The 25,439-nt window shown below is 43.5% G+C and carries 22 protein-coding genes; 4 read left to right on the top strand and 18 right to left on the bottom strand.

Translation table 11 applies throughout. From position 1 onward, the window contains the following. Window positions 1–239 precede the first annotated feature (239 nt). Window positions 240–2,789, bottom strand: a complete 2,550-nt coding sequence (locus FQ084_RS09520) for a Tex family protein (protein WP_149490398.1) — start codon at window positions 2,787–2,789, stop codon at window positions 240–242. A gap of 431 nt (window positions 2,790–3,220) precedes the next feature. Here FQ084_RS09520 and ompR point away from each other — a divergent pair, with 431 nt between their 5' ends. Then, window positions 3,221–3,979 (top strand): two-component system response regulator OmpR, encoded by a 759-nt coding sequence (gene ompR, locus FQ084_RS09515; protein WP_149490397.1) that lies wholly within the window; start codon window positions 3,221–3,223, stop codon window positions 3,977–3,979. 91 nt (window positions 3,980–4,070) lie between these two features. Here ompR and FQ084_RS09510 read toward each other — a convergent pair whose 3' ends face one another. The 4 genes from FQ084_RS09510 to ubiG form a co-directional block, all read right to left on the bottom strand. Further along, on the bottom strand, window positions 4,071–4,337 hold the full coding sequence (locus tag FQ084_RS09510; RefSeq protein WP_149490396.1) for a DksA/TraR family C4-type zinc finger protein: 267 nt from the start codon (window positions 4,335–4,337) through the stop codon (window positions 4,071–4,073). Window positions 4,338–4,538: 201 nt separating this feature from the next. Further along, window positions 4,539–5,336, bottom strand: coding sequence for a YciK family oxidoreductase (locus tag FQ084_RS09505; protein ID WP_149490702.1), 798 nt, complete (start codon window positions 5,334–5,336; stop codon window positions 4,539–4,541). A gap of 128 nt (window positions 5,337–5,464) precedes the next feature. Then, window positions 5,465–6,175 (bottom strand): HAD family hydrolase, encoded by a 711-nt coding sequence (locus tag FQ084_RS09500; protein ID WP_149490395.1) that lies wholly within the window; start codon window positions 6,173–6,175, stop codon window positions 5,465–5,467. 61 nt (window positions 6,176–6,236) lie between these two features. Next, window positions 6,237–7,079, bottom strand: a complete 843-nt coding sequence (gene ubiG / locus FQ084_RS09495) for a bifunctional 2-polyprenyl-6-hydroxyphenol methylase/3-demethylubiquinol 3-O-methyltransferase UbiG (RefSeq protein WP_149490394.1) — start codon at window positions 7,077–7,079, stop codon at window positions 6,237–6,239. A gap of 539 nt (window positions 7,080–7,618) precedes the next feature. On the opposite strand from ubiG, the gene FQ084_RS09490 reads away from it, so the two are divergent. Next, a complete protein-coding gene (locus FQ084_RS09490) occupies window positions 7,619–8,239 on the top strand; it encodes a thiol:disulfide interchange protein DsbA/DsbL (protein ID WP_149490393.1) in 621 nt (206 codons plus the stop codon). 167 nt (window positions 8,240–8,406) lie between these two features. On the opposite strand, the gene yjgA is transcribed toward FQ084_RS09490, so the two are convergent. From yjgA to mazG, 8 genes are all read right to left on the bottom strand, one after another. Further along, the gene (gene yjgA, locus FQ084_RS09485) at window positions 8,407–8,919 is read right to left on the bottom strand and encodes a ribosome biogenesis factor YjgA (RefSeq protein WP_011512503.1); all 513 of its coding nucleotides are present in this window, start codon (window positions 8,917–8,919) and stop codon (window positions 8,407–8,409) included. Between the two features lie 104 nt (window positions 8,920–9,023). Next, window positions 9,024–10,022 (bottom strand): RNase adapter RapZ, encoded by a 999-nt coding sequence (gene rapZ / locus FQ084_RS09480; protein ID WP_262880722.1) that lies wholly within the window; start codon window positions 10,020–10,022, stop codon window positions 9,024–9,026. A 43-nt stretch (window positions 10,023–10,065) separates the two neighbouring features. After that, window positions 10,066–10,953, bottom strand: a complete 888-nt coding sequence (panC, locus tag FQ084_RS09475) for a pantoate--beta-alanine ligase (protein WP_149490392.1) — start codon at window positions 10,951–10,953, stop codon at window positions 10,066–10,068. Window positions 10,954–11,013: 60 nt separating this feature from the next. Beyond that, window positions 11,014–11,814: a 3-methyl-2-oxobutanoate hydroxymethyltransferase gene (gene panB, locus FQ084_RS09470; protein ID WP_149490391.1), complete on the bottom strand. Its 801-nt coding sequence runs from the start codon at window positions 11,812–11,814 to the stop codon at window positions 11,014–11,016. A gap of 82 nt (window positions 11,815–11,896) precedes the next feature. Continuing rightward, window positions 11,897–12,445, bottom strand: a complete 549-nt coding sequence (folK, locus tag FQ084_RS09465; protein WP_149490390.1) for a 2-amino-4-hydroxy-6-hydroxymethyldihydropteridine diphosphokinase — start codon at window positions 12,443–12,445, stop codon at window positions 11,897–11,899. A gap of 34 nt (window positions 12,446–12,479) precedes the next feature. Next, window positions 12,480–14,777 carry a polynucleotide adenylyltransferase PcnB gene (gene pcnB / locus FQ084_RS09460; RefSeq protein WP_149490389.1) on the bottom strand — a complete coding sequence of 766 codons (2,298 nt, stop codon included), beginning with the start codon at window positions 14,775–14,777 and terminating at the stop codon, window positions 12,480–12,482. 176 nt (window positions 14,778–14,953) lie between these two features. Then, the gene (locus tag FQ084_RS09455; RefSeq protein ID WP_262880721.1) at window positions 14,954–15,256 is read right to left on the bottom strand and encodes a ComEA family DNA-binding protein; all 303 of its coding nucleotides are present in this window, start codon (window positions 15,254–15,256) and stop codon (window positions 14,954–14,956) included. 106 nt (window positions 15,257–15,362) lie between these two features. Continuing rightward, entirely contained in the window at window positions 15,363–16,241 is an 879-nt protein-coding gene (mazG, locus tag FQ084_RS09450; protein ID WP_149490387.1) for a nucleoside triphosphate pyrophosphohydrolase, read from the bottom strand. A gap of 172 nt (window positions 16,242–16,413) precedes the next feature. Between mazG and FQ084_RS09445 the strand changes: the two genes are divergently transcribed. Then, on the top strand, window positions 16,414–17,895 hold the full coding sequence (locus FQ084_RS09445) for a phosphomannomutase CpsG (protein WP_149490386.1): 1,482 nt from the start codon (window positions 16,414–16,416) through the stop codon (window positions 17,893–17,895). 150 nt (window positions 17,896–18,045) lie between these two features. Here the strand turns inward: FQ084_RS09445 and FQ084_RS09440 are convergent, their stop codons facing one another. The 4 genes from FQ084_RS09440 to galE all read right to left on the bottom strand — a co-directional run bounded on the left by FQ084_RS09440 (window position 18,046) and on the right by galE (window position 23,164). Next, window positions 18,046–19,425 (bottom strand): UDP-glucose/GDP-mannose dehydrogenase family protein, encoded by a 1,380-nt coding sequence (locus tag FQ084_RS09440; protein ID WP_149490385.1) that lies wholly within the window; start codon window positions 19,423–19,425, stop codon window positions 18,046–18,048. A gap of 54 nt (window positions 19,426–19,479) precedes the next feature. Beyond that, entirely contained in the window at window positions 19,480–21,150 is a 1,671-nt protein-coding gene (pgi, locus tag FQ084_RS09435; RefSeq protein ID WP_149490384.1) for a glucose-6-phosphate isomerase, read from the bottom strand. 3 nt (window positions 21,151–21,153) lie between these two features. After that, window positions 21,154–22,038: a UTP--glucose-1-phosphate uridylyltransferase gene (locus FQ084_RS09430; protein WP_149490383.1), complete on the bottom strand. Its 885-nt coding sequence runs from the start codon at window positions 22,036–22,038 to the stop codon at window positions 21,154–21,156. 64 nt (window positions 22,039–22,102) lie between these two features. Beyond that, window positions 22,103–23,164 (bottom strand): UDP-glucose 4-epimerase GalE, encoded by a 1,062-nt coding sequence (galE, locus tag FQ084_RS09425; protein WP_149490382.1) that lies wholly within the window; start codon window positions 23,162–23,164, stop codon window positions 22,103–22,105. A gap of 158 nt (window positions 23,165–23,322) precedes the next feature. Here galE and FQ084_RS09420 point away from each other — a divergent pair, with 158 nt between their 5' ends. Then, window positions 23,323–24,279 carry a capsular polysaccharide biosynthesis protein gene (locus tag FQ084_RS09420; RefSeq protein WP_149490381.1) on the top strand — a complete coding sequence of 319 codons (957 nt, stop codon included), beginning with the start codon at window positions 23,323–23,325 and terminating at the stop codon, window positions 24,277–24,279. A gap of 4 nt (window positions 24,280–24,283) precedes the next feature. On the opposite strand, the gene FQ084_RS09415 is transcribed toward FQ084_RS09420, so the two are convergent. Beyond that, entirely contained in the window at window positions 24,284–25,411 is a 1,128-nt protein-coding gene (locus tag FQ084_RS09415) for a Stealth CR1 domain-containing protein (protein WP_149490380.1), read from the bottom strand. Between the last annotated feature and the right edge of the window lie 28 nt (window positions 25,412–25,439).

Genomic DNA, 25,439 nt, shown 5'->3' with positions numbered 1-25,439 from the left:
GAAATTTTATAGATTATAAATAAAACGCTTATGTTGTTAGTGGATAAAACCTTAAAGCCTGCTTTTGATACTACCCTTCTTTAATAGTATCAATAAAGCGCAAGCTGAGTTATTAGCCATAAAGATAAACGATTTTTAAAGAAATTCCTCCAATATATTTCTAATAAAAAGGCAGCCATCGATGGCTGCCTTTTTAGTTGTTCGTCATTAGCTGAAATCTATATGGCCATAAACAATCATTACTTTTTAGCTTTGGTCACGCCTGCTTCTTGCAATAGTGCGCCAAGCGTACCCATTTTACTAGGGGCTTCTGCCTTCTCTGCTCTTGGCGCTTTAACGCGATTATTGGCGTTATCTTTATCTTGACGATTGCCACGCGGTTTTTCTGAACGCTTATCAGCAGCTGGACGGCTATTATTTGAACGGTTGCTATTTGTATGGTTGCTGCCTGGACGACTAGCTTTATCATCCTTAGCTGTACTTTCTGCAGTCGACTTCGCAGCTGGGCGTACTGGTTTTTCAGACTCAGGCTTCATACTAAAGCCAATACGGCCACGTTTTTCATCGATAGAAATGACACGTACTGAGACGATATCGCCAGGCTTGACGCGGTTCATCGGGTCAGCGACAAAGTCATTTGCCATCTGTGAGATATGCACCAAGCCATCTTGATGGACACCGACATCAACGAAGCAACCAAAGGCTGTGACGTTGGTCACTACCCCTTCAAGCTGCATGCCCTCGCTCAAGTCTTTAATGCTATTGACGTCTTCACGGAAGTTAGCGGTTTTAAACTCAGGACGTGGGTCACGTGCAGGCTTTGCAAGCTCTTCAATGATGGCTTTGACACTGATATTATCATCGTTCGCAGCGAGTGCAGTGGTATCGATACTGTTTAGCACCCCATCGTTACCGATGACTTCTGGCAACGTCTTACCGGTTTGCTCAAGTAAGCTGTCAACCAGCGCATAGCTTTCTGGATGCACGCCTGTCGCATCAAGTGGGTTGCTACCACCATGGACACGTAAGAAACCTGCGGCTTGCTCAAAGGTTTTCACCCCTAAGCGTGGGACATTTTTTAGTGCTTCACGGCTATCAAACGCACCATGCTCTTTACGATAAGTGACGATTTGCTGTGCGACGTTTTTATTCAAACCAGCAATATGCGCTAAGATAGCAGGGCTTGCTGTATTCACATCAACACCAACCGCATTTACGCTGTCTTGCGTGACTTTATCGAGACTATCCGCTAATTGAGTTTGGTTGACGTCATGCTGATATTGACCAACGCCGATCGCTTTTGGGTCAACCTTAACCAACTCTGATAGCGGATCTTGCAAGCGACGCGCGATAGAAACCGCACCGCGTACAGAAACATCTAAATTAGCCAACTCATCACTCGCAAGCTCACTGGCAGAATAAACTGACGCGCCTGACTCATTAACGATAACCGCCTTTGCTTTTAATTCAGAATTGGCAGCCAAAATCTCTTTAATCATCGCATCTGTTTCGCGACTGGCCGTACCATTACCGATAGCCACTAAGTCGACATTATAAGTGCTTAATAGCTTGTCGATAACTGCTTTGGCTTCATCCATCTTATTATCAGGGGCGAATGGATAAACGGTTGCGACGACAGGTTTGTCTTCACTGTCTAGCATGACATGACCTTGGGCATCGATAATCGCCATTTTAACGCCATGACGGATACCGGGATCGACACCTAAAATCACTTTACGGCCAGCAGGCGCTGACATGAGTAAATGCTGTAAGTTATTGGCAAAGACATCAATTGCATCGGCTTCAGCGGTCAGACGCTTTTCAGTCAATAAACGATGTTCGATATGCGGACGCCATTTTTCTTTCCATAAGCTAGTGGCTGCTTCTGTCAAAAATTCTTGACGTTCTGCTGGTGCTTTGGCATCAAGCTCAAAATGCTTAATGATTTTTTCAATAAAGGGCGCATCTTCGCCTTCAATTTTTAGACCCAAAACGTTTTCTTGGCGACCGCGCAGCATCGCTAATAAACGATGATTCGGCAGACGCGCCAGGCTTTCACTATGCTCAAAGTAATCTTTAAACTTCTCGCCGACTTCACGTTTTTCTTCACTGGCAACAGCCGAGACGATACTGGCCGTTTTGGCAAAGCCACTGCGCAGATTATCAAGTAAACCCAATGCCTGCGTCCACTCATCAACGATGATGGCCTGTACGCCCGCCAATTGCTTGTCGATATCGCTAAAGTCGACTTCAATCTCATTACCACTTTCATCGGTAATGCTCGATTGAACTTGATAGTCTGCTAATGCGTCAGTTGGCGTGATTTCTTGCGTCAACACTGCTTGAGCAGCAACGTCAAGACCGGCAGCGCGTGCTTTAGCAGCAGGAGAGCGGCGGCGTGGACGATATGGCAAATAGATGTCTTCAAGCTCAAGTTTCGACGTCGCATTATCAATACGCGCCTGTAGCTCGTCGGTCAAATTGCCCTGCGTGCTGAGCAGCTCAGTAATTTTGAGGCGACGGGTTGCCATATCGCGCTCATAATTAAGCGACTTCTCTAAAGCTCGCAATTGCGCATCGTCAAGATTCTGTGTCTTTTCTTTACGGTAACGGGCAATAAAGGGAACGGTCGCGCCTTCATCGTAAAGCTTCACAAACGCATTGACTTGAGCAGTCTTAATGCCAAGCGCGCGAGCAAGCTTGTCGTGAATATTCGCGTGTGTGGTTGCATCCAAAACCTGTGCATTTGTCGAGGTTTGAGATGGCGTTAAGGTATCAGTGCTACTCATAGACGTATCAATCGTTGAGAAATGTAGTTTTGCATTATAGCAAAAGCTGCATGAATAAAAATCCTTTTTATCTTTTCGTTATTTATCGCCTGTTTTATGGCAAAAATCGTCTCATATCATCCATTCTCACGCCTTGTTAAACAAACGCATACAGCATTTATCCGTATCAGTGATGCAATTAGGCCTGCAATCTTATACACTAAAGTATCAAAGGCACAAATATGGCTAAGTGCTGCTATATTGAACAAAAGTCTTCATTTTTATAGGTTTTTTCGACGACTATATTTTTTATGACAACTAATGGTTTGCTAATCATGATTTACTTATCAAGGGAATGATCATTAAATAATAACAATATTTTTACCCGCGTTTTAAAAATAGCTTTTACTAATGGTTTCTACTAATAATAATTTTTATAAGAGGATGACTGTATGACAGACAACAACAGCCCTGACACTCTAAACCAGCGCATTTTAGTCGTTGATGACGATGCACGTTTGCGCTCTTTATTACAACGCTTTCTAGAAGACGATGGTTTTGTCGTTCGTACGGCTCATGATGGCAATCAGATGGACAAATTGCTACAGCGTGAGCTGTTCTCATTGGTGGTTTTAGATTTGATGTTGCCAGGCGAAGACGGTATCAGTATCTGTAAGCGCTTGCGTGAAGATAACGGTGATATTCCGATTATTATGTTGACTGCTAAAGGTGGCGACGCCGATCGTATCGCTGGACTTGAAGCAGGCGCTGATGATTATCTGCCAAAGCCCTTTAATCCAAAAGAGCTATTGGCCCGTATCAAAGCTGTGCTGCGCCGTCAAAATCGTGAGCTACCGGGTGCGCCAAGTCATCAACTTGAAGTAGTTGAGTTTGGACCATGGACGCTGGATTTATCGACTCGTACGCTTAAACGTGACGGTAATGTCGTGACTTTAACGACCGGTGAGTTTTCGGTGCTAAAAGCATTGGTTCAACATCCACGCGAGCCATTGACTCGTGATAAGCTGATGAATCTTGCGCGTGGTCGTGAATGGGGTGCGATGGAGCGTTCTATCGATGTGCAAGTATCACGCTTGCGTCGCTTAATTGAAGACAATCCTTCACAAGCGCGTTATATCCAAACCGTGTGGGGTGTAGGCTACGTATTCGTCCCTGACGAAGCAGAAGTAGAAGCCGCTAGAAACGAGTAAATTATTCTTTCAAATTATTTGACGATATAAAAACCCTGTCACTCATGTGCAGGGTTTTTTATTGGTCTAACTGATATTGTAAGACATAAAATCAACGTAATTGACTGTCTTTACTACCACGGCGATTAAATAGCTCAGTCGCCTTTGCTTCTTGCTCAAGCTCCGTTTGACAACTGACACAATGCTGCACGCCCGGTAGCGCAATACGTCGTGCTTCTGGAATAGCGTTACCGCATTCATCACAAAACTCTGCGCTCTTACCCGTTGGTAACGCACGCCTTGCGCGCTCTAACGCATCGTTAACGGTGGCATCCATTTGCTCATGCTCTGCCCCATCTCTTGACCAGCCACCTGCCATAATCACATCCTATTTTTTATTAATAATACTTAGTTTGATAAATTAAGCTTGGTTTAACCATCAAACCAACTATGGTAAAAGTCTTTAATAACAAATAGATGGGGCTATATATCAGCAAATTCAATATCGATGAATTTATTATATTTTATCAATACTATAAATAGCTAAAGAGCTATTACTCAATAAGACTACAGGTGAGAATCAATCCTTTGGTTGTAACTCAACCACTTGACCACGTACCCCAATACTTTCATCACTCATCAAAAACACATAGCCGCCCATAATATCCTCAGGAGTTTTCAGGCTCATCGGATTTTCACCGGGAAAAGCATGGGCGCGCATATTGGTACGAGTTCCGCCGGGATTGATACAGTTAAAGCGCAAGTTAGTGGTATTTTGCGTTTCTTGGGTAAAGATATCGCTCATACCTTCTACCGCTTGTTTAGAAAGTGCATACGCGCCCCAAAATGCACGAGGATGGGTGCCAACGCTACTAGAAGTAAAGACGATAGAACCATGTGCTGCGTCTTTAAGCAAAGGCAGTAGCGCTTGCGTGAGCATAAAGGTAGAAGTAAAATTGACCTTCATCACTTGGGCAAACATATCGACATCGTACATCTCAAGTGGCGTCAAGGTACCCAGCATGCCAGCATTATGCAAGATACCATCAAGCTGACCGACTTCTTTAGCGATCAAATTCTCTAACTTTTGCATCTCAGCATAGGTCGCACCTTCTAGATTCATCGGTAACATGGCGGGCTGCTTACCACCAAAGCTCTCAATTTCATCATAAACGTATTCAAGCTTGCTACTGGTACGTCCTAACAATAATACGGTCGCACCATAACGTGCATAGGTTAAGGCGGCGATACGCCCGATGCCATCACCTGCTCCCGTTACCAAGATAGTCTTGCCATCTAAACAGTTATCAGGCGGCACAAAATTACGAATATCGTCGTGCGTTAAAGCTTGCACAGAAGCTTGCACCGCTGATGGCATCTCTTGCTGAGTAGTAGGATTATTAGTATTGTCACTCATGGCATTACTCACTGCTGATTATTTAATAGGTAGGGTGCTTAATAGCTATTTCGATAAAGGGTTTATTTTCTTTATAAGTCTTATTTGTTTTATAAATAGTCGAACTTGCCAGAAGAAAGTAATAATTTATTCAAGTCTGCAGGAGTTTCGGTAATATAATCTGCGCCCCATTTTTTCAAGTTGCCTTGATCTTCAGGTGGGATATAGCCATAAGCAGCTAAAATAGTCGGCATACCAGCCGCGTTGCCCGCTTCTATATCGCGTATATGATCGCCGACATAAAGCACGCTTTCAGCGGCACCGCGCGGGATAGCGAGCTTTTCTAACGCTACATACATCGGTTCTGGATCGGGTTTCGAGCGCGATACGTCATCCGGACACACTAGCACCGCACAGCGCTCGTCTAATTGCATTTTTTCTAACAGAAGCTCAGCAAGATAACGCGGCTTATTGGTGACGATGCCCCATGGCACGCCTTTTTCTTCTAATTCGCGCAGCACCTCTTCAAGCTCATTAAAAACACAACTATCAACACATATATCCGCTTCATAATCGTCTAAGAACTGCTGACGAAAGGCCATTAACTCAGCTTCACTGACCTCAAGCTGGTCATTATGACGCAGCATCAGCTGTACCATCGCCGTGGCACCGGCAGAGACTTGCTCACGAATTTCGGCTTCAGGTGGCGCTTGCCAATCATTTTCACTGCTCATTTTACCAATAATGCGCACGAAGTCGGCGGCAGTATCGATTAATGTGCCATCAAGGTCAAACAAGACAGCTTTTACAAATTGGCTCATAACAGGCGCTCTTAATAATAATTTAAAAAGTGGTCAGATAGGAATGCTTATAAAAGACGATTTACGCCAGTGGCTTTTGTACCGCCATCATATAATTAACATCAACATTTTGTGCCAACCAATAGCGCTTGGTCAATGGATTATAATGCAGACCGATGATGTCTTGACGGGTAAAACCTGCATTGACCGCCATGTTATCTAACTCAGCTGGAGTGATAAATTTGGCGTAATCATGAGTACCGCGATCAAGCAAGCGCAATACATACTCTGCCCCAACGATGGCAAACAGGTACGATTTAGGATTGCGGTTAATCGTTGATAGCATACAAACGCCGCCTGGCGCTAATAGCGCAAAGCACGCCTCAACGATAGCAGTGGGGTCTGGCACATGCTCAAGCATCTCCATACAGGTCACAACATCGAACTGACCGGCATGGGTGGCAGCTAATTGCTCAATAGGAATATGCTGATAACGCAAAATGTCATTTAAGTTGCTTTGCTCAGCATGTAAGGTCGCTGCTTTGAGGTTTTCGGTACCGAGGTCGATACCGGTGACATCAGCGCCGCGACGTGCCATTGATTCTGACAAAATACCGCCACCGCAACCGACATCAAGGACTTTTTTACCCGCTAAGCCCATCTCTGCCGTTTTATCGCTATCAGCACTCATAAAGCCGCGCTTGACGTTTTCTTCTATCCAGTTAAGACGTAGCGGATTGATTTCGTGTAAGGTGGCAAATGCGCCAGTCTTATTCCACCACTCGCTCGCCAGGTTATTGAATTTTTCTACTTCACTGGCATCGACGTTGATAACCGTGTTTTGGTTAAACTCGCTAGCAGCGTTGTTCATAGAATTGTTTTCTTGATGATTAACAGGCTGCGTAGAAGATGAAACTTGGCTCATAGGATTTTTCCTTTATGGGTATTATAATTATTATCGTGCAGAGTTATGATGATAGGCTCAATATTAGCATGAGAGCGGCAACTTTGTCGTCAGTACATCGTCACCGACTGTGAATCGTTTAAACATAAGCAAGGTTTTATCAACTACTTAAGTAGCACTATTATTAAGCGTCAGAATGTTATAAAAGCAAGAAAAAATAGCTTTGCTGGTTTTAAACTTTATATAATGTCATTAATTAATGGCTTTAATTAATAACTCTATCCTTGATAAAACTTAATAAGTTTCCACTTAAAAGTGATAAGTAAGCTACCTTAAATAATAGCTCACAGCTTTACAACCGTTAGTTAAGAATCGGGTTCACAACTATGGGCATTTTACGCTATTATAGGCAGTATTCTGTTGTAGGTAGATTTAACGAGATCGATTTAAGCGACGTATTGCCGCCGATTTACGTTGAAACCTATATCAATACGCTAAAAACTGCTGAATCAAAGCGTCTAAACTAAACATTCCAAATTTTGACACCTCAAGGAACAAGTATGAAACGTATCATCGCATTGACTGGTCTGGCTTGTGCTATTGGGCTGGCCAATATGGGCGCACAAGCTGCCAACTATGTCGCAGGAAAAGATTACCGTGTACTAGACAACCCAGAAAAAATCAGCGGTGATGCTATCATTGTGCGTGAATTTTTCTGGTATGGCTGCCCGCATTGTAACGTCTTAAATCCGCATATGGAAAAATGGGCAAAAACCAAAGGTAAAGATGTGGCATTCTTTAAAACCCCAGCGGCGCTTAACCCTGTTTGGGAAGCCAGTGCCCGTGGTTTCTATGCTGCTCAGTTACTAGGTTATGAAAACAAAACCCATGATGCGCTATTTGATGCGGTACATAAAGACGGCAAGCAATTATTTGACCAAGCGTCACTCAGCAAATGGTATGCGTCTAAAGGCGTGAACGAAAAGAAATTTAACAGCCTATATAACTCTTTTGCTGTCGGTACCAAAATTGGTCGCTCACAAGCAGGCGCTAAGCGTTATCAGTTATCAGGCGTGCCAGCGGTGGTTGTGCAAGGCAAATACGTCGTAACGGGTGAAAGTGCTACTGTCCCTAAAGTAGTAGATTATTTGGTTGATAAAGTTCGTGCTGAGAAAAAGTAGCATTAATATTTTCAGAAAAACCTAGATTAACACACCAAGTACAACGCTATTTCTGATCAACTAAAAAAGCCAATCTTTACTGATTGGCTTTTTTATATTTTAGTGTTCTATCTTTAGTATTTTATAGGTAACCACTAGCCAAATTTACTAGCCTATATCTCTTATCACTATTTTTTTAGATTCGTTAAAATAGCGACTTCACGTATATAACTGGCCAAATCTGCTTTTGATTCTGCCATTAGCTCCTCATCGTTGGTATGCTTAGCGTACTCAATCCAGAGCAATAGCTGATACATACTATGCTGCTCAGAGGCTTTATATTGTTTGACGAACTGCTTGAGCGTACCTTCATCATTGATATTTAAGCGCTCATACCAGCTCTCAATTTTAGAGACTTGCTCTTTAGGAAAGTACGCATCAAATAATGCTTTTATCAGCTCATGGCGATTTTCTTCAATCATAAGCTTGCCAACACGTTTGGTCTGACGATTGCGGGCATTGGCGCTGGTGATATCAGCAAGCGCCATCAACTCTGCCATAAAATAATCGCTAGCTGGTAAGGCTTTAAGCTGTTTTTTCGATAAGCTGGCAAGCGGTATCGAAAGCTGCTGCAAGCGCTCATGGGCTTTTTTGAGTTCGGTGCGCGAGACACGCATATCCTGTTCTGACCAGTCAATCATAAAAGCTTTCCATTTTTCGAGATAATAAATAATAGATAGTAAATCATAAATTTAATAGCATTTTTGCCATTTATACGTTGTAGCTTATACCTTACGACTAACCTCTACCAACGATGCTTTTCGCGGTGTTTGGCTGCCACGGTCAACCCTTTGGGCAAGCTTACCGTCAGTTTATCTTGTAGATGCTTGGTGATAAATACCGAGCGATGTTTACCACCGGTACAGCCAATAGCGACCGTTACCGTATGGCGATTGTTATGTAAAAAATCAGGCAACCAACGATTGAGAAATTTTGCGATATCCTCAGTCATCTCAGACACCTCTGGATAGTCGGCAAAAAACTCAGCGACCTCAGCGTCAAGACCGGTAGCGGCTCGTAGGCTCGGATTCCAATGCGGATTGGGCAAGATGCGCACATCAAACACGAAGTCCGCATCGATTGGGCTGCCGTATTTAAAGCCAAACGATAACAGATTGATCACTATTTGATTGTCGACCCCCACATAATCACGTAGGCGCTCTTTTAACTGATGAATATTCAGCATAGTGGTATCGATTTTGACATCCGCCTGCTTAAATATTGGCTGTAAAAGCTGAATCTCTCTTTCGATCGCCGCTGGCAGATTATAAGCGGTATTCTCTACACCTTTGGTATCTTGCACCATAAGAGGATGAATGCGGCGGGTCGCATTAAAGCGTGCCACCAAGGTTTCTTCTTGCGCTGTCACATAGATCACAGTGACCGCTTCTTCACCATACCTCTGCTTTAACGCATCATGAGTTTCAGCGAAATTAGACAAATCTGCACGTGGCGTGCGAATATCGACACCCAAGGCGATGCGTTTAATCCCACTATCACAGACCAGCTTTTGCGCCGCGTCAGGAAGCAATGACAAGGGCAAATTATCGATAGAATAATAACCCAAATCTTCTAGGATATTGAGTACTGAGGTCTTACCCGAGCCTGAGCGCCCTGACACCACCAGAATACTTAACCTATCTTTATTTGCTACGTTAGCGATTATTGGCTTTGTTAAATTATCATTTTTCTGTACTTGTTTATTATTTGCCTTGGCTTGCTTATTGTCCCTATTTGCACTCATGATCCGTCATCCTAATAATTGCGTCTGGCGAATTACTCTGTTATTACGGCTGCTGAACCGTCACCAACTGATTGTCTAACAAACGTGCACGGCCCAACCAAGCAGCAACCAAAACCACCAAATCCTGATGGTCTCCATTGAAACTTGCAGATGCACCATCTACCTTTAAAGAATCTAGCTGAGCCGTTTTGACCTCTAAATAATCAATCTTAAACCCCGCCTCAGTTATGCGTGTCCGCGTCTCTATTAACAGAGACTCAAGTCCTTGCTCGAGATGCTGACCATGCATCAGTTGCGCAGCTAAGCGTTGTAATTCTTTATGTAGCACAGGAGCAGCGCTGCGCTCAGCTTCAGTTAGATACTGATTGCGCGAAGATAATGCTAGGCCATCAGCAGCACGCACGATAGGCGCACCTATAATTTCGATAGGATAACTTAAATCACGCACGATTTGCTGGATAATCGCCAATTGCTGATAATCTTTTTGACCAAAGACTGCCACCTCAGGCTGCACAATATTAAAGAGCTTAGAGACGACAATACCGACGCCATCAAAGTGATTGGGGCGTGATTGACCACATAGCTGCGCGGTAATTTCCCCAGCTCGGACTGACGTTGGTGGCGGTAATACCGGATACATCTCATCAATACTTGGAGCAAATACGTAGTCCGCTCCAACGGTGGCAAGCTTGGCAACATCTGCATCTAATGTACGTGGATAACTGTCAAAATCTTCACCCGCCCCAAATTGAGTAGGATTGACAAAGATGCTCACCACCACAATATCAGCATGCTGTTTAGCAAGCTTTACCAGCTCAAGATGACCGTCATGCAGGTTGCCCATCGTTGGCACTAGAGCAATACGTTGTTGCCCACGGTAAGGGTTTAATGCGGCGCGCAGTGTTGCGATATGATGATGAATGCTTGGCATGGTGAATACTTCTTCTACTGATAATCGTCAAAACACTAAATTCAATAAAATTAAATACGACTAGCTAAATTGGTGCTGCCCAGTTGGAAAACTGCCGTCGCGTACCGATTGCTGATACAGGACAAAAGCGCCTTCAATACTATGCTCACTATTACGCTTATCGGTCAAAAAGTCATGGACAAAGCGCGGTACGCGACCGTGTACCATACCCAGCATGTCGTGCATCACTAAGACTTGACCATCAGTATCAGCACCAGCGCCAATACCAATAACTGGCACGGCAACTGCTTCGGTCACAGCTTTAGCAAGCTCAGCAGGAACGCATTCCAATACCAAAAGTGCCGCGCCAGCAGCAACGACCGCTTTGGCATCAGCAAGCAGCTTATGGGCCGCCTCGTCACCACGTCCTTGGATTTTATAACCGCCAAACACATTGACTGATTGCGGTGTCAGCCCCAAATGTACACAAGTGGGCGTGCCTGCTTGCGCCAAAGTCGTAACTACCTCGCAAAGCTCACTACCGCCTTCAATTTTAATCACATGCGCGCCAGCCTGCATAAGTTTACGGCTATTAGCTACGGCTTCTGGCAGCGTCACATAACTCATAAACGGCAAATCAGCTAAAATAAGCGCGTGCTTATTACTACGGGCAATATTGGCAGTATGGTAAGCCATGTCATCGACAGTGACAGGTAAGGTTGAATCATGACCTTGCACCACCATGCCCAGACTGTCGCCAATTAAAATTGTATCAATTTGAGCTTTGTCCATCATGCGCGCAAACATGGCGTCATAACAGGTCAGACAGGTAAATTTGGTGCCGTCTTTTTTAAACTTATTTAAAGTCGATAAAGTCGTCATATAACCCTCAATAATTTTAGCCATCAATGACTGGTACTACTGCTAAATGCCAATTTGCCACTACTTTGTAACGAATAATACATCAATCATTTGATAGTAACTTTAACCCTTTCCAATCGTGACTCAGCGGATAATCCGTGATTGGTTTACCTTTAATAATCAACTCTGGCGCTAACTCTCGCAGCGGTATCAAGACAAAATTGCGTTCATGCAACCCAGCATGCGGTACTGTTAATTGCGTCTCTGATATTTGCGCGTCACCATATAATAAGATATCGACATCAAGGCTACGTTCACCCCAATGGCGCAGACGAGCGCGTTTTGCTTGTTGTTCTAGCGCTTGGCAAAAATCAAGCAGCTTAAACGCGGTGAAGGTAGTTTCAAAACCTGCGACCGCATTGATAAAATCAGGTTGGTCTTGGGGTCCCATCGGCGCTGAGGCATAGTAGGAAGACACACGTACCGCACGTATATACTCCTGTTCCTGCATAGCCGCAACGGCTTGCTGTAAATGCTCCACAGGAGAACCCAACTCATTTGTCAGATTGCTACCTAAGCCTACATAGCAAGTAACCCAAGCCGCGTAATCATAGCTGTCATTGTTATCACTAGCATCAAAGTGCGTGTTCATAGTTATCACTTTACTCTATTGTCCGCTGACGAGCCTAAACGTTATTAACGCTTGGCTGACGACGGCGACGCTTTGATGGCACAGGTCCTTTATGCTCATTCATGTTACTAGCAGCCGTCTGACTTTTATTAGACTGACTTTGAGTAGTCTTGCTCTCAGTATCCTGATTGGCTTTAGCAGGTTTTGCTGCTGAAGCTTTGGTTGATTTTTTAGCTTGAGCATCAATTTTACTAGTAGCTTCAGCCGCTGGTTTCGGGGCTTTTTTTACGTATTTTTCCGCTTTCTGCTCTTGGCTGCCGACTGCTTTTGCCTCTACGCTATTGCTATTGGCTGAGCTATTTATACGGTCATTACTACTGTTATTGTCTATCACTGAAGGCTGACGACGGCGGCGTTTATGCGGTATCGGCTCGTTATTCATGCTGACGAGTGCAGGTGTTCTTGCTACCGTGCGCGTAGCATGCTCTGTCGTATGCGCTTTAGTAGCAACTGAGTCAGCATTAGTATTAACATCAACTTGCTTTGGTTTCTTAGCATGACGATGCTGTTGTGATTGATTGTCAGACTGCTCTTTAGGCACGGCTGTCTTATTCGCTACTTCCTGCGTCGACGTGCTTTCACTGACGGCATTTTTCGCAGGTCCTTGGCTAGACAATTTAGACTTAGACAGCGACTTTGCGTCACTTGGTAAGTGCTTGCGTAATGGCGGCACAACCTTTTCATGTTCTATCACAAACAACGGTGCAGGTTTAACATCGTGGCGTCCATTTGCCGCTTGATGACCAGTGTTCGCAAGGGATAACTGTTGCAACTGCGCAAGCTCATTATTATCTTGTGTTGCTTGCTGCTTATCATAGCCCTTATTATGACCATGACTATTGACACTGTTATTAGCATGCTGAGCGCCAGACTGACTAGCAGCGCGACGGCGACGTGATGGCACGTTTGAAGCATCGTTGACAACTTGCTTGGTATGACCATTGCTGTTTACTTTATCTTGCTGAGCGTTTTCTATGTGATTCACCTTGCTATTATCGTTCGAGGTTTGCTGTTTTTGACGATTACGTCCACGACCACGCTGCCCTTGCTTATAAGCGCCGCGACGAATTTTTTCATCAAAATCGTCAATCGCTTGTTGTTGTTGCTGTTCAGTCAAGGTCTGATAGTTGTGCCACCACTCGCCCATATCATTGGTGGATTCTGATAGCGGATGTTCGGCATCGCCGCACTGCTCGCGCAGCAACAAGAAATCGAAACCGGCACGGAAGCGTGGGTGTTCAGACAACTGAACAATTTGTTTACTACGCGGCGCAGCCAATTTTGGCTGTAATATCCAAATATCACGAATAAACTGTTCAGCAAATTTTGGGATAGCAGTTTTAATACGCTGACGGTCAATGACTTTGCTTGCTGCATGCATCTGCGCATCCGCAAAAGGCATATTACGTTTTTTGGCTTTTTCTAATTGATGTAGGTAATTTTCCCACAGCAACGCTGCATAAAAGAAAGCAGGGTTAATACTTTTGCCAGCAGCAATACGTTTGTCGGTATTAATAGCGACTTGTTTAACTAAGGCACTCGGCTCAGCAGGTGGATAAACAATAAGACTATCAATCGCGCCCGACTCAAACAATAACGGCAATAACGGCACCAAATAACCACCGGTAAACATCTTTTGCGTTTCATCATACAGACGATGCGGAGAGATTTGTTCAAGTAATGACCAGTTACCATCATGAAACTGTGCGGCCAATTCGCTATCAAAATCAAAGCCCAATTTGGCTTTAAAACGTAGGGCACGCAGCAATCTGACCGGATCCTCTTCGATACGAGTCGGCGCATTACCTAATAGGCGAATGATTTTATTATCGATATCTTCAAGCGCACCGCAAAAATCATGTACCACGCCTTTGAGTGGCTGATAATAAAGGGCGTTGATAGAAAAGTCGCGACGGGCAAAATCTTGTTTGATATCGCCCCAGACATTGTCGCGCAGAATCATGCCGTCTTGATTGGTATTAGAATCATTAAGCGGTGGTCCACGGAAAGTGGCCACTTCGATCAGCTCACGCCCGGAGTACACATGCGCCAATTGAAAGCGGCGGCCGATAATACGGCAGCGCTTACCAAAGACGTCTTTAATCTCATGGGGCTTGGCATCAGTGACCGCATCAAAGTCTTTTGGACGCAGGCCTAGCAATGTGTCGCGCACGCCGCCACCGACGATATAGGCATCAAACCCAGCTCGGGTTAGGGTTGCAATCACTTCGGTAATGGAATTTGGTAATTCAGATTTATTCAGTTCTAACTGCTTGGCGGCACGCTCGGCCATGCATCTACTCCTCGCCTTTATTCTTAACCACCCTGACGAACACAGCGTCTATCAGGCGGATGTACCTGCTAGTTTAACAAATTTTGACCATGGTGGGTGTGTTATGACATTTACTTACATGCTATTTTGTCAATATTGGGGTTAATTAATACAAAATATCGTGATTAATACCGTGATTAATCCTGTACGCTTAAACGCCTGCGATTCTTCTCAATGGTTTTTGCACCGATGCCTTTTACCTTGGTCAACTCATCAACCGTCTTAAAGCCACCAAACATGTCACGATATAACATAATCGCCTGTGCTTTACTGCTGCCAATGCCATTTAATGATACCAGCTCAGCTTCTGTCGCTCGATTGATGTTAATGCTACTCTGATCACGTGCTTGGGTTTGCGCTGTTTCTTGCGTCAATAGATAGTTATAAGCACTTTGCGGATTATCAAAACAAGGCGCTGCAAAGACAGAATGAGATAGCATAAAAAATATGCCTACTAAAAAAATAGTCAAATGTTTAAACAAGCTATCATATGACCGTTTAATGAATGAGCATTTAGTAAGCGAGTATTTGGTAAGTAAGCATCTATTAATCGCGTTCATGCTGTTTCGCCGCTTCCCATAACGTATCCATCTCATGAATATCACTATCCTCTAAACGCTTGCCAGCAGCAGCTAATTGGTCTTCAATATAGCCAAAGCGTGATTTAAATTTATGCACACAGGTCAGGGTTGCTGTTTCGGCATCGAGGTTTAATTTACGCGCGACATTGACCAGCGCAAACATGCAATCGCCAAGCTCTTTTTCAATGTCTCTGATATTGACTTTGCTTATGTTATATTTAGCAGCATCTTTTGGCTCATCTAAAATCTCGGCCTTTAGCTCGGCAATTTCCTCATCGAGTTTATCAAACGCACCGCTCACGCCTTCCCAATCAAAACCCAATTTTGACGCCTGTTTTTGTACATCCTGCGCCTGCATCAAGGCGCTGCCTGCTTTGGTATTGTCCAAACGGCGCTGTGGTTTGCCACGTGCGGCGCGTTCTTGTTGTTCCTCCGCCTTAATCTCATCCCAGCGTATTTTTACCGCTGCTTCATCTTTTAAAATTTCTGCTTCAAAGACATGCGGATGACGACGAATGAGTTTTTCTTGTAAAGTGGTAATCACATCGCTCATATCAAAGCGCCCTTGCTCAGCATACATTTGGCAATGAAAAACCACTTGTAGCAGCACATCACCAAGCTCACCTTTGATGTCTTCGTCATCATCACTTTGTACCGCTTCCCCTAGCTCGTAAGCTTCTTCAATCGCATAAGGAATGAGACTATGATTGCTTTGTTTTTTATCCCACGGACAATCAGCACGCAGCCGTGCCATTAAGGCCAATAAATCATCTAACTCACCACTAGCAACTGGCGTTCCTTGTACAGGCTCAGGTGTTAAGATCTGATTTTCTAAAATGCTCATAAAAATGCTCTTATATTTTTTGTTAATCATTGAGTCGGATAGTCGCCTAATAGAGCAACAGACATGAGTACGACTCATTTAGCAGTTAGTGTATCATTGAACGCTTATTGACTTATAATCCTGATATGACTAAATCATTTTTCACTGCTCACGCCTAAGGAACTTTATCATTATGTCCACTTCTGCGACTACTGGCTATCAATCAACCACTGAATTTAATCCTATTATTATCAATTCATTTAAGGCTTATGATATCCGCGGTGAGCTTGGAGTCAATCTAGACGAGAATATTGCTTACCGTATCGGGCGTGCCTTTGCACAGATTTTATTCCAGCGTTATAACGTAGCTGACGCCTCTACTGAATTAAAAAACTTAAAGCCAGCTGTCGTTATCGGTAGCGATATTCGTCATTCAAGTGAGCAGTTAAAACAAGCGGCTATCAAAGGTATACTAGATGCCGGCGTCGACGTGATCGATTTAGGGATGACGGGAACTGAAGAGGTGTATTTTGCCACCAGTCACTATAAGGCGCTGGGTGGTATCGAAGTGACTGCTAGTCATAATCCGATTAATTATAATGGCTTAAAGTTGGTCAAGGAACAATCAAAACCGATTAGTGCCGATGATGGTTTGGCTGAGATTCAAGTCTTGGCAGAATCTGGACAATTTGCCACTGACAATACACTAGGTAAATTGCAGCTGTTGACGGATAAAAGCGCCTATATCAATCATGTGATGACCTTCGTCGATATTGATAAATTAAAACCGCTTAAGCTGGTGATTAATTCAGGTAATGGCAGCGCCGGTCCCGTGGTTGATTTATTAATTGAGAAGTTAGCACAAGCTGGCGCGCCGATTGAAATTATTAAACTGCATCATACGCCTGATGGTAGCTTTCCGAATGGCATCCCCAATCCTATGATTGAAGCTAATAGAACCGTAACTCAGCAAGCCGTGTTAGCAAATAAAGCCGACCTTGGTATTGCTTTTGATGGGGACTTTGACCGCTGTTTCTTATTTGATGAGCATGGCGAATTTATTGATGGTAGCTATGTCGTTGGGATGCTCGCGCAAGCGTTTTTAAACAAGTATGCAGGCGAGTCGATTGTTTATGATCCACGGGTCATTTATAACACCGAAGCCGTCATTCATGAGCATAAAGGTAAAGCGGTCATCAGTAAGTCTGGACACTCATTTATCAAGCAAGTGATGCGTGATTCTGGCGCTGTATACGGCGGCGAGATGTCTGCACATCACTATTTCCGTGATTTTTTCTACTGTGACAGCGGTATGATTCCTTGGCTGCTAACCATTGAGTTATTATCCACCACAGGTAAAAAGTTATCAAAATTGGTCAGCGGTTATATTCAAGCCTATCCAAGCTCAGGTGAGCTAAATTTTCATCTCACTACTCTTGATGCGCAGGCGATTATTAAGGCAATTGAAGCAAAGTTTAGCAACGAAAATCCAACTAAATCGATGCTTGATGGTTTGAGTTTGAACTTTGGCGAATGGCGTTTTAACTTACGTGCATCAAATACAGAACCACTGATCAGATTAAATATTGAAAGTCGCGGGGATAAGGATTTACTACAAACTAAAACCCAAGAGATTCAGCAATGGCTTGCCAGCCAAGGTGCTGTACCTGCTTAAATAGCTTTGATTTGTGACTTTGATTTGTGAGTACAATATAAATCTATAAAAAAGGCGCCGGTTAATATAGAAATTAACCGGCGCCTTTTTTATAGATTTAGCCTAACAACTGTTTGTCTACTGCGTTGAATTTACACTTGATAGAAAGCCTTATTTAGCGCGACCAATACCAATATAATCCCCGACTAAAGCATCAATCTGTGTCCGTGACAAAGCATTTTGTGCATCGAATATGAGCATCGCCTGCTGATTCAGTCTGTTAATATCCAGTCGGTTTTCTGGCAACCAACTGATAATAAAGATTGCCTGCGCCTCATTAAGCTGTTGATAAGGATTGTCAATTAATTCAAGCAATGGCTGCTGCTCATAAAGCGCGGCAAGCTCCATTTGCGCTTTATCACTATAAACCAGCGTGCGGATATTATAAGACCATAATAATGCCAATAAAGGATGAATAGCCGACTCGGCCGTGCGTCCTGAGCCTGCTTTATAACTACCGCCCCAAATCATGACGGTTTTATTATCGATAAAACCATCAAAATACTGCCAAAACTTGCGGAATATCAGCTCTTTTTGGTCTTCATTAATATGGATGACCGATTGCAATAACGGCATGGCTAAGCTCTGCGCTTGACTTGACTGCTGCAGCTGAACCAATTCCGTCGGTAGCGTATTACCGCCAAACCCCCAACCTGCTTGTAAGTAGCTACTACCTACACGCTCATCGAGGCCCATGATGTGGCTGACCTGCTGGATATCGACCTGATGACTGTCGGCCAAACGCGACATCTCATTCATAAAGCTGACCCGCGTTGCAAGCATCGCCATGATACTACTACGCGCAAACTCTATCGTGGCAATATCGGCATGATACGTCGCACGCGCATGCTGTATCAATGGTTGTAGCAGATTTAGATGATGGCTACTGTTTGGCGTTTTTTCACCGAGCAACCATAACGATGGATTTAACATCGAGCTATAAGCATCACCGTCTTTTAAGAATACGAACGGTAGATAATAGACCCAAGCGCGCTGTAAACGTTTGGACAAGGCTGCAACCGCTCCTAACTGTTTAATACCGCTCATTATGATTGGTAATGCTTGCTCATGACTATGGTTAAAGGCAGTAATCCAGCTGTCTTCTAGCCATACTGAGCTAATACTATCTAAAAATAGCCAATATAGCGCAGCTGATTTTTTCTCATCATTATCACTCGCCACTTCATAACGCTGTATTAACTCATCAGCACTCTTTGGTAGCGTATAGCTCATAATCTGTTGCTGCTGGTCATACATTTGCCAAAGCGCTTGCAGATGATGCTCAAAGCCATATTGTTGTAATTGCTGCGTCAATACGTCTTTATCGGCATAAAGATGAACCACATGACTGAGACTTGCTAGAACCACGGCACTGGTAATCGCCTCGATACTATGACCGACAAGGACGCAGACGCTAGCATTTATGGCAGCATTACTAAACGGCTTGGGTGCAGGTTCATGCTTATGTTTATCTATGGCATCAGCGCTCATGATTTTACCTTTGATTATTGGTGAATTAATAGCGTTAATAAGTTAACAGCACGATTATGAAGAAAACAGCTTTATATGCTGTAACAGCTGATTGGTAGAGCTGTCGAACTGCTGATTACCCTCTTGCTGCATGGCAGTATGCACGGACTCTGCCATCTGCTTCCCCATCTCGACGCCCCACTGGTCAAACGGATTGATATCCCAAATGCTGGCCATGACATAAACTTTATGCTCATAAAGGGCGATTAACGCCCCCAAACTATGCGGGGTCAGCTCGTCAATCAGTAACGTCGTTGACGGCTGATTGCCGCGGTAATATTTATACTTGTCAGCATCAGAAGCGATTTGACCATCGGCCTCAGCGATAGCCGCATTACCAAAAGCCAGTACCCGACTTTGCGCTAGACAATTGGCTAAAGACAATTCATGCTGCTGCTGTAACGACGCATTGGTTGCTTTATCACTATAACGACGAACACAGGCGATAAAATCACAAGAGACTTGCTGCGTTCCTTGATGCAGCAGCTGATAAAAGGCATGCTGAGCGTTTGAGCCAATTTCACCCCACAAAATCGGACACGTATCATAATCAAGGCGCTCGCCATGCAGCGTTACCGATTTACCATTACTTTCCATTTCAAGCTGGGTTAAGTAGCTGGGCAAATACCCTAAACGCCCATCATACGGCAATACCGTATGAGCATTCACTTGTAAAAAGGTACTGTTCCAGACAGCAAGCAAACCCAATAATACCGGTAAGTTTTCTGCAAAATCCGCTTGCGCGAAATGCTCATCCATACTATGAGCACCTGCTAATAAAGCCTTAAACCCATCTATCCCGATACGAATGGCAATAGCAAGACCAATCGCTGACCATAAAGAAAAACGTCCACCAACCCATTCCCAAAGCTGTAGCTGATGCTCAGGATGAATACCCCACGCGCTCATTTTTTCGCTGTTAGCGGAGATGCCCATAAAGTGACGACGTAATACGCTGTCCTCCGTACCCGCACGCAGTTTTGCAGTTGCAAGGAGCCATGACAGAGCTGTCTTGGCATTGGATAGCGTATCAACGGTACCAAAAGATTTAGACGAGATAATAAATAAGGTGGTTTCAGGATTTAAGTGTTTCAGTAAATTATCAAGTTGCGTGCCGTCCATATTGGAGACGAAATGTACCTCAATGTTGGTATCTGCCCACTCATCTAGCGCCGTGGTCGCCATCAGCGGACCTAAATCAGAACCACCGACGCCGATATTAACCACATCAGTAATCGCCTTGCCGGAAAATCCGCGCCATGTACCCGTACGGACACGCTCCGATAACCTTGCTACCTGCGCCAGACTACGATGAACATCGGCGACGACATCTTGCGTACCAACTTGCAATTTCGCTGTCGCTGGTAAGCGCAGCGCCGTATGCAGCGCCGCACGCGCTTCACTAGTATTTACCATCGCGCCTTGCAATAAAGACTCGATACGGCCTGACAATTCGCAACTTTCAGCTAAGCTCAATAACCTGGCTAATACCGTCTCGTCAATACACTGCTTGCTATAGTCCATATATAGCGCACCAACTTGCGTACTAAAACGGCTCGTACGCTCAGCATCTTGCGCAAACAGTTCATCCAACGACCATGGCTGTGCCGCTAACTGTTGTAACAGCTGCCAGTATTCAGAATTGCGAGCGCTGCTATAGCCTTTATTGTCTTTTGTATCGTTCATTAATTACTCTTCATCGACCAATTGCTGCTGAGCAAAATACATAAACGCCTGCAGATAAGAGCGCATATCACCGGCATCATAACTATTACCGCGCATGGTTGTGACATTAACACCATATTGACTAATCAAGGCATCAATAGCGTCGGTCAGTTGAATTTCGCCACCAACCGACGCTTTTGTATTGGCCAAATAATCAAAAATATGATGGCTAAAAACATAACGACCGACCACAGCCAGTCTGGAAGGCGCCTGAGCGAGGTTTGGCTTTTCTACAAAACCGGACACTTTAAAGCTGACATTCATATCTGTTTTATCAGCTAAATCGCTTGCATCACTCAACGCTTCATTTAATTGGGCGATACCGTATTTATGCACATCTTCATCGGCAACTTTATCGACCAATATCTGTGAATGACCATCGCTGGCAAACCGATCAATCATAAAGGCTAAATTATCCGCTGCCATGTCAGTAGTAAACGGGTCTAGCACCACATCGGGCAACAGCACAGCAAAATCATTCGTACCTATAATTGGGCGCGCTGCAAGCACCGCATGCCCCAAACCTAATGGTTTACCTTGGCGTATCATCGATACCGTCACATCATCTGGTAGCCAGTTTAGGCTATCGGCCAGCTCGTTTTTACCCTTTTGACGCAATTGGTTATCTAACTCAGCATTGATATCGAAATAATTTTCAATGGCGCTTTTTTGCGCATGACCAACCAACACAATATGTTTGATACCAGCAGCTATCGCCTCTTCAACGACATAATGAATAGCAGGACGGTTACCAAGTGGCAATAGTTCTTTTGGCACTGATTTAGATAAGGGCAACATACGGGTGCCAAAGCCTGCGACGGGAATAACGGCGTGGGTGATTTTTTTCATAATTTTTAAACTGTATTAGAAGGTGTGAGATAAAAGCTAGCTTTAAAGATAGTCTTTATGCAATCTAAGCGATGTTATAACCATTCGGATTCATACTTTGCCAACGCCACGTATCTTGACACATCTCAGTGATAGACAGTTTCGCTTCCCAACCTAATAGCTCCTTTGCTTTATCAGCACTGGCATAGCAGCTGGCAATATCACCAGCGCGGCGAGCAGAAAATTGATAAGGAATATCTTGGCCGGAGACTTCAGAAAAAGCAGTGACCAACTCTAAAACTGAAGTCCCTTTGCCTGTTCCTAGGTTAATAGGCAAGAAGCCTACTGAGCTATTTTTATCTAAGCTGTCTTTATCTGAGCTTGCCTGTTGCTGTAGATAATTAAGCGCTGCAACATGACCTTGCGCCAGATCAGTGACATGGATAAAGTCGCGTACGCCTGTACCATCTACAGTAGAATAATCATTACCAAAGATGCTGAGCTTTTCAAGCTTACCAACGGCGACTTGCGAGATATAAGGCATTAAATTATTAGGAATGTCATTCGGATCTTCGCCAATTTGTCCCGATGAATGCGCCCCTACCGGATTAAAATACCTGAGAGGAATGAGGTTCCAGCTATCATCGGATACCGCTAAGTCTTCTAAAATATGCTCGACCGTCAGCTTACTTTGTCCATAAGGATTGGTACAAGAACGCTTCGAGTTCTCATCAATAGGTAGCGTTTCGGGATCACCATAGACAGTAGCAGAAGAGGAAAAAACTAAGTTTTTAACGTTGGCTTCAGCCATGACTTCCAATAAAGTAATGGTTCCGCTGACGTTATTATTATAGTACAGCAGGGGCTTGGCAACGGATTCGCCAACGGCCTTTAACCCCGCAAAATGAATCACACCAAAAAATTGATGCTCTGCAAATACCTGTCTAAGTAACTCAGAATCGCGGATATCGCCTTCGATAAATTCGAGAGGCTGACCAATGAGAGTAGAGACACGATTGACAGCTTCACGGCTACTATTAGATAAGTTATCGTACACGACGATATCATAGCCTGCCTGATGCAAAGCGATACATGTGTGTGAGCCGATATATCCAGCACCACCCGTTACCAATATCTTGTTTTTCATAAGATGGACCATTTCTTTCGGATCTATTGTTTTTAAAGTAGGTATTCGTCTTTACTCTTAAATGTAACTATACTGGGAACTACAAAGCATTGCCAACATAAATACACCTATAATGCACGGCTGCTCTCCCGCTATCAATCTGAGCCATCAACCATATTATGAAATTTAACGCTTACATCAAGCCACTATTATTAGGCTATTATAAACACTATCGTCAGCCAAAGCAGCGCTTGGCATTAGTCGTTGGTATGCTGCCATGGCAGGATCTGATTGGTAATTGGGTATTAGAGTCATCACATATCCAAATACAACGGCACTTCGATCAGCGCTATTTCAATCTATGGTTAAAATCATTTATCAATCGCGTGAATCCTGTCATCTATATCTGGGGTTATAAAGCGCCTGATTATTTTATTGAGTATATACGCGAGCAAAACCTAGATATTTTCTTTTTAGAGGATGGTTTTATTCGTTCCGGCCCTGACGATGATAGCAGCGCTCCGCCACTATCTATCGTCATGGACAGCCAAGCACCCTACTTCGATACCACACGTCCAAATGATTTGACTGACTTAATCGCTAATTTTGACTTTGAACAGAATGGTTATGATGAGATGTTGGCACAGGAGATGCTTGACTATTACGTTGCACATAGAGTGAGCAAATACAACCATCAGCCTTATGTCGATGTCGCACCACTATATGGCGTTAAGGATAAAGAACGCATATTGGTATTAGGACAAGTGCCCCATGATGATTCGTTGAAATATGGTGGAGGTATTGGCATTTCGCTACTTGATGTGGTCAATAAGGCCGTCGAAGAGAATCCTGATGCGCAAATTATTGTCAAACCTCACCCGATGACGCTGAATGACCCCTCTATCGTCAGTGCTCTTACTGAGCTAGATTGCCTTATCCTTACGCAGTCTATTCATTTGGTCGATGCATTAGAGACAGTCGATCACGTATATACGATTACATCGTTGGGAGGGTTTGAAGCATTACTGAGAGGAAAAAAGGTCACGGTATTAGGGCAACCCTTTTATACAGACGTGGAAATTAATAAGGCCGAATTTTTTTATGCTGTAAGCCACTATCACAATTGTTTATGGTAGCGATTTACTTATAGTAACGCTTTAACATACCCATTAAACGCTCATGATAATCAGGTAGCTTATTCTCGCTATCGCTCTTGAAATCATTTGCACAAAAGGAATGAGGCGAAGCATTTAGTTTCTTTAGTTTCAGCAATTTCTCATAACGTGTCAAAGCATGGCGTGAGCGAATATTGAAGTAATAGCAAATATCAACTTTTTCAATCGCTTTTCCTTCACAGTACAATAGCCATGGCACTAAAAACGAAGCCATATTAAGATCGTTGTTACCTCGAAACCGATTAGGTAAAAAAGCTTTTATTTCTTTTTCAAATAACTGCCATGCTTTCTCATACCCTGATTTTTTTAGTGGAAAATAAGTATGAACAAGCGGATTCTTAATATTGTATGGATAGTGCTTTTGCAATAGCTCAATACTCTGCAACGAAGCTTTTAAGGTTGGGGTTACAACTCCTTTCTTTTGCATAGCATATAAATTTTTAGTCGATACAAATAAAGAGCTTATATTATTCGCTGAAAAAAAATGTTCTTGTGGTAATTCTTTCGCCACAAACACATCATCATTAAAATAAATAAAATTTTCTGATAATTCTGGTATACGGTATAGAAACGCTTCTATAACATGTGAATTAAAGGTGGGTAGATATTTATTATCGATAATTTCAGTGTGATCAATGATAGTAATTCCCTTTATCTGATCTAACCAGTCCGGTATTTGATTGTCAGTGACAATATAAATGTGTCTTACCCAAGGTAGGTATTTCTTCACTGCTTTGACTGAATAAAATAACTCATTATGATTGTCAAAACGTGCGCTATCAGTAGCATATTGACCTAGTTGGGCAGCAATTCCTTCTAATTTATGTTTTTTATATTTTTTCTGCCACGCTTTGTCAGTATTATCTACCCAAGTAAATACCACGTCTATGACTCTATCATCAGGCATAGCGACAGTATTGATATTAGAATATTCTACAAAAGCCGTTTCAATGACTTCATCGACCCCAAGTTCAGTATTGGTAACAGGGTAGCGTTTATTGAAATAATCCCGAAAAAAAACACCGGGATTATTTTTTAGCTTTTTAAGCTTACGTTTATAGTTACTACGCTTACTTATTACTTTGGATATCATATCTGTATATAACCTATGTAAAAAAGAG

The organism is Psychrobacter sp. ANT_WB68 (assembly GCF_008369115.1).
Taxonomy (GTDB): domain Bacteria; phylum Pseudomonadota; class Gammaproteobacteria; order Pseudomonadales; family Moraxellaceae; genus Psychrobacter.
This window is presented reverse-complemented; position numbering and strand designations above follow the sequence as displayed.

What these genes read in the sequence shown, in the direction of transcription:
- FQ084_RS09520 (WP_149490398.1), bottom strand. Translation starts at nt 2,789, where the DNA reads ATGAGTAGCACTGATACCTTAACGCCATCTCAAACCTCGACAAATGCA.
- ompR (WP_149490397.1), top strand. Translation starts at nt 3,221, where the DNA reads ATGACAGACAACAACAGCCCTGACACTCTAAACCAGCGCATTTTAGTC.
- FQ084_RS09510 (WP_149490396.1), bottom strand. Translation starts at nt 4,337, where the DNA reads ATGGCAGGTGGCTGGTCAAGAGATGGGGCAGAGCATGAGCAAATGGAT.
- FQ084_RS09505 (WP_149490702.1), bottom strand. Translation starts at nt 5,336, where the DNA reads ATGCCATCAGCGGTGCAAGCTTCTGTGCAAGCTTTAACGCACGACGAT.
- FQ084_RS09500 (WP_149490395.1), bottom strand. Translation starts at nt 6,175, where the DNA reads ATGAGCCAATTTGTAAAAGCTGTCTTGTTTGACCTTGATGGCACATTA.
- ubiG (WP_149490394.1), bottom strand. Translation starts at nt 7,079, where the DNA reads ATGAGCCAAGTTTCATCTTCTACGCAGCCTGTTAATCATCAAGAAAAC.
- FQ084_RS09490 (WP_149490393.1), top strand. Translation starts at nt 7,619, where the DNA reads ATGAAACGTATCATCGCATTGACTGGTCTGGCTTGTGCTATTGGGCTG.
- yjgA (WP_011512503.1), bottom strand. Translation starts at nt 8,919, where the DNA reads ATGATTGACTGGTCAGAACAGGATATGCGTGTCTCGCGCACCGAACTC.
- rapZ (WP_262880722.1), bottom strand. Translation starts at nt 10,022, where the DNA reads ATGAGTGCAAATAGGGACAATAAGCAAGCCAAGGCAAATAATAAACAA.
- panC (WP_149490392.1), bottom strand. Translation starts at nt 10,953, where the DNA reads ATGCCAAGCATTCATCATCATATCGCAACACTGCGCGCCGCATTAAAC.
- panB (WP_149490391.1), bottom strand. Translation starts at nt 11,814, where the DNA reads ATGACGACTTTATCGACTTTAAATAAGTTTAAAAAAGACGGCACCAAA.
- folK (WP_149490390.1), bottom strand. Translation starts at nt 12,445, where the DNA reads ATGAACACGCACTTTGATGCTAGTGATAACAATGACAGCTATGATTAC.
- pcnB (WP_149490389.1), bottom strand. Translation starts at nt 14,777, where the DNA reads ATGGCCGAGCGTGCCGCCAAGCAGTTAGAACTGAATAAATCTGAATTA.
- FQ084_RS09455 (WP_262880721.1), bottom strand. Translation starts at nt 15,256, where the DNA reads ATGCTATCTCATTCTGTCTTTGCAGCGCCTTGTTTTGATAATCCGCAA.
- mazG (WP_149490387.1), bottom strand. Translation starts at nt 16,241, where the DNA reads ATGAGCATTTTAGAAAATCAGATCTTAACACCTGAGCCTGTACAAGGA.
- FQ084_RS09445 (WP_149490386.1), top strand. Translation starts at nt 16,414, where the DNA reads ATGTCCACTTCTGCGACTACTGGCTATCAATCAACCACTGAATTTAAT.
- FQ084_RS09440 (WP_149490385.1), bottom strand. Translation starts at nt 19,425, where the DNA reads ATGAGCGCTGATGCCATAGATAAACATAAGCATGAACCTGCACCCAAG.
- pgi (WP_149490384.1), bottom strand. Translation starts at nt 21,150, where the DNA reads ATGAACGATACAAAAGACAATAAAGGCTATAGCAGCGCTCGCAATTCT.
- FQ084_RS09430 (WP_149490383.1), bottom strand. Translation starts at nt 22,038, where the DNA reads ATGAAAAAAATCACCCACGCCGTTATTCCCGTCGCAGGCTTTGGCACC.
- galE (WP_149490382.1), bottom strand. Translation starts at nt 23,164, where the DNA reads ATGAAAAACAAGATATTGGTAACGGGTGGTGCTGGATATATCGGCTCA.
- FQ084_RS09420 (WP_149490381.1), top strand. Translation starts at nt 23,323, where the DNA reads ATGAAATTTAACGCTTACATCAAGCCACTATTATTAGGCTATTATAAA.
- FQ084_RS09415 (WP_149490380.1), bottom strand. Translation starts at nt 25,411, where the DNA reads ATGATATCCAAAGTAATAAGTAAGCGTAGTAACTATAAACGTAAGCTT.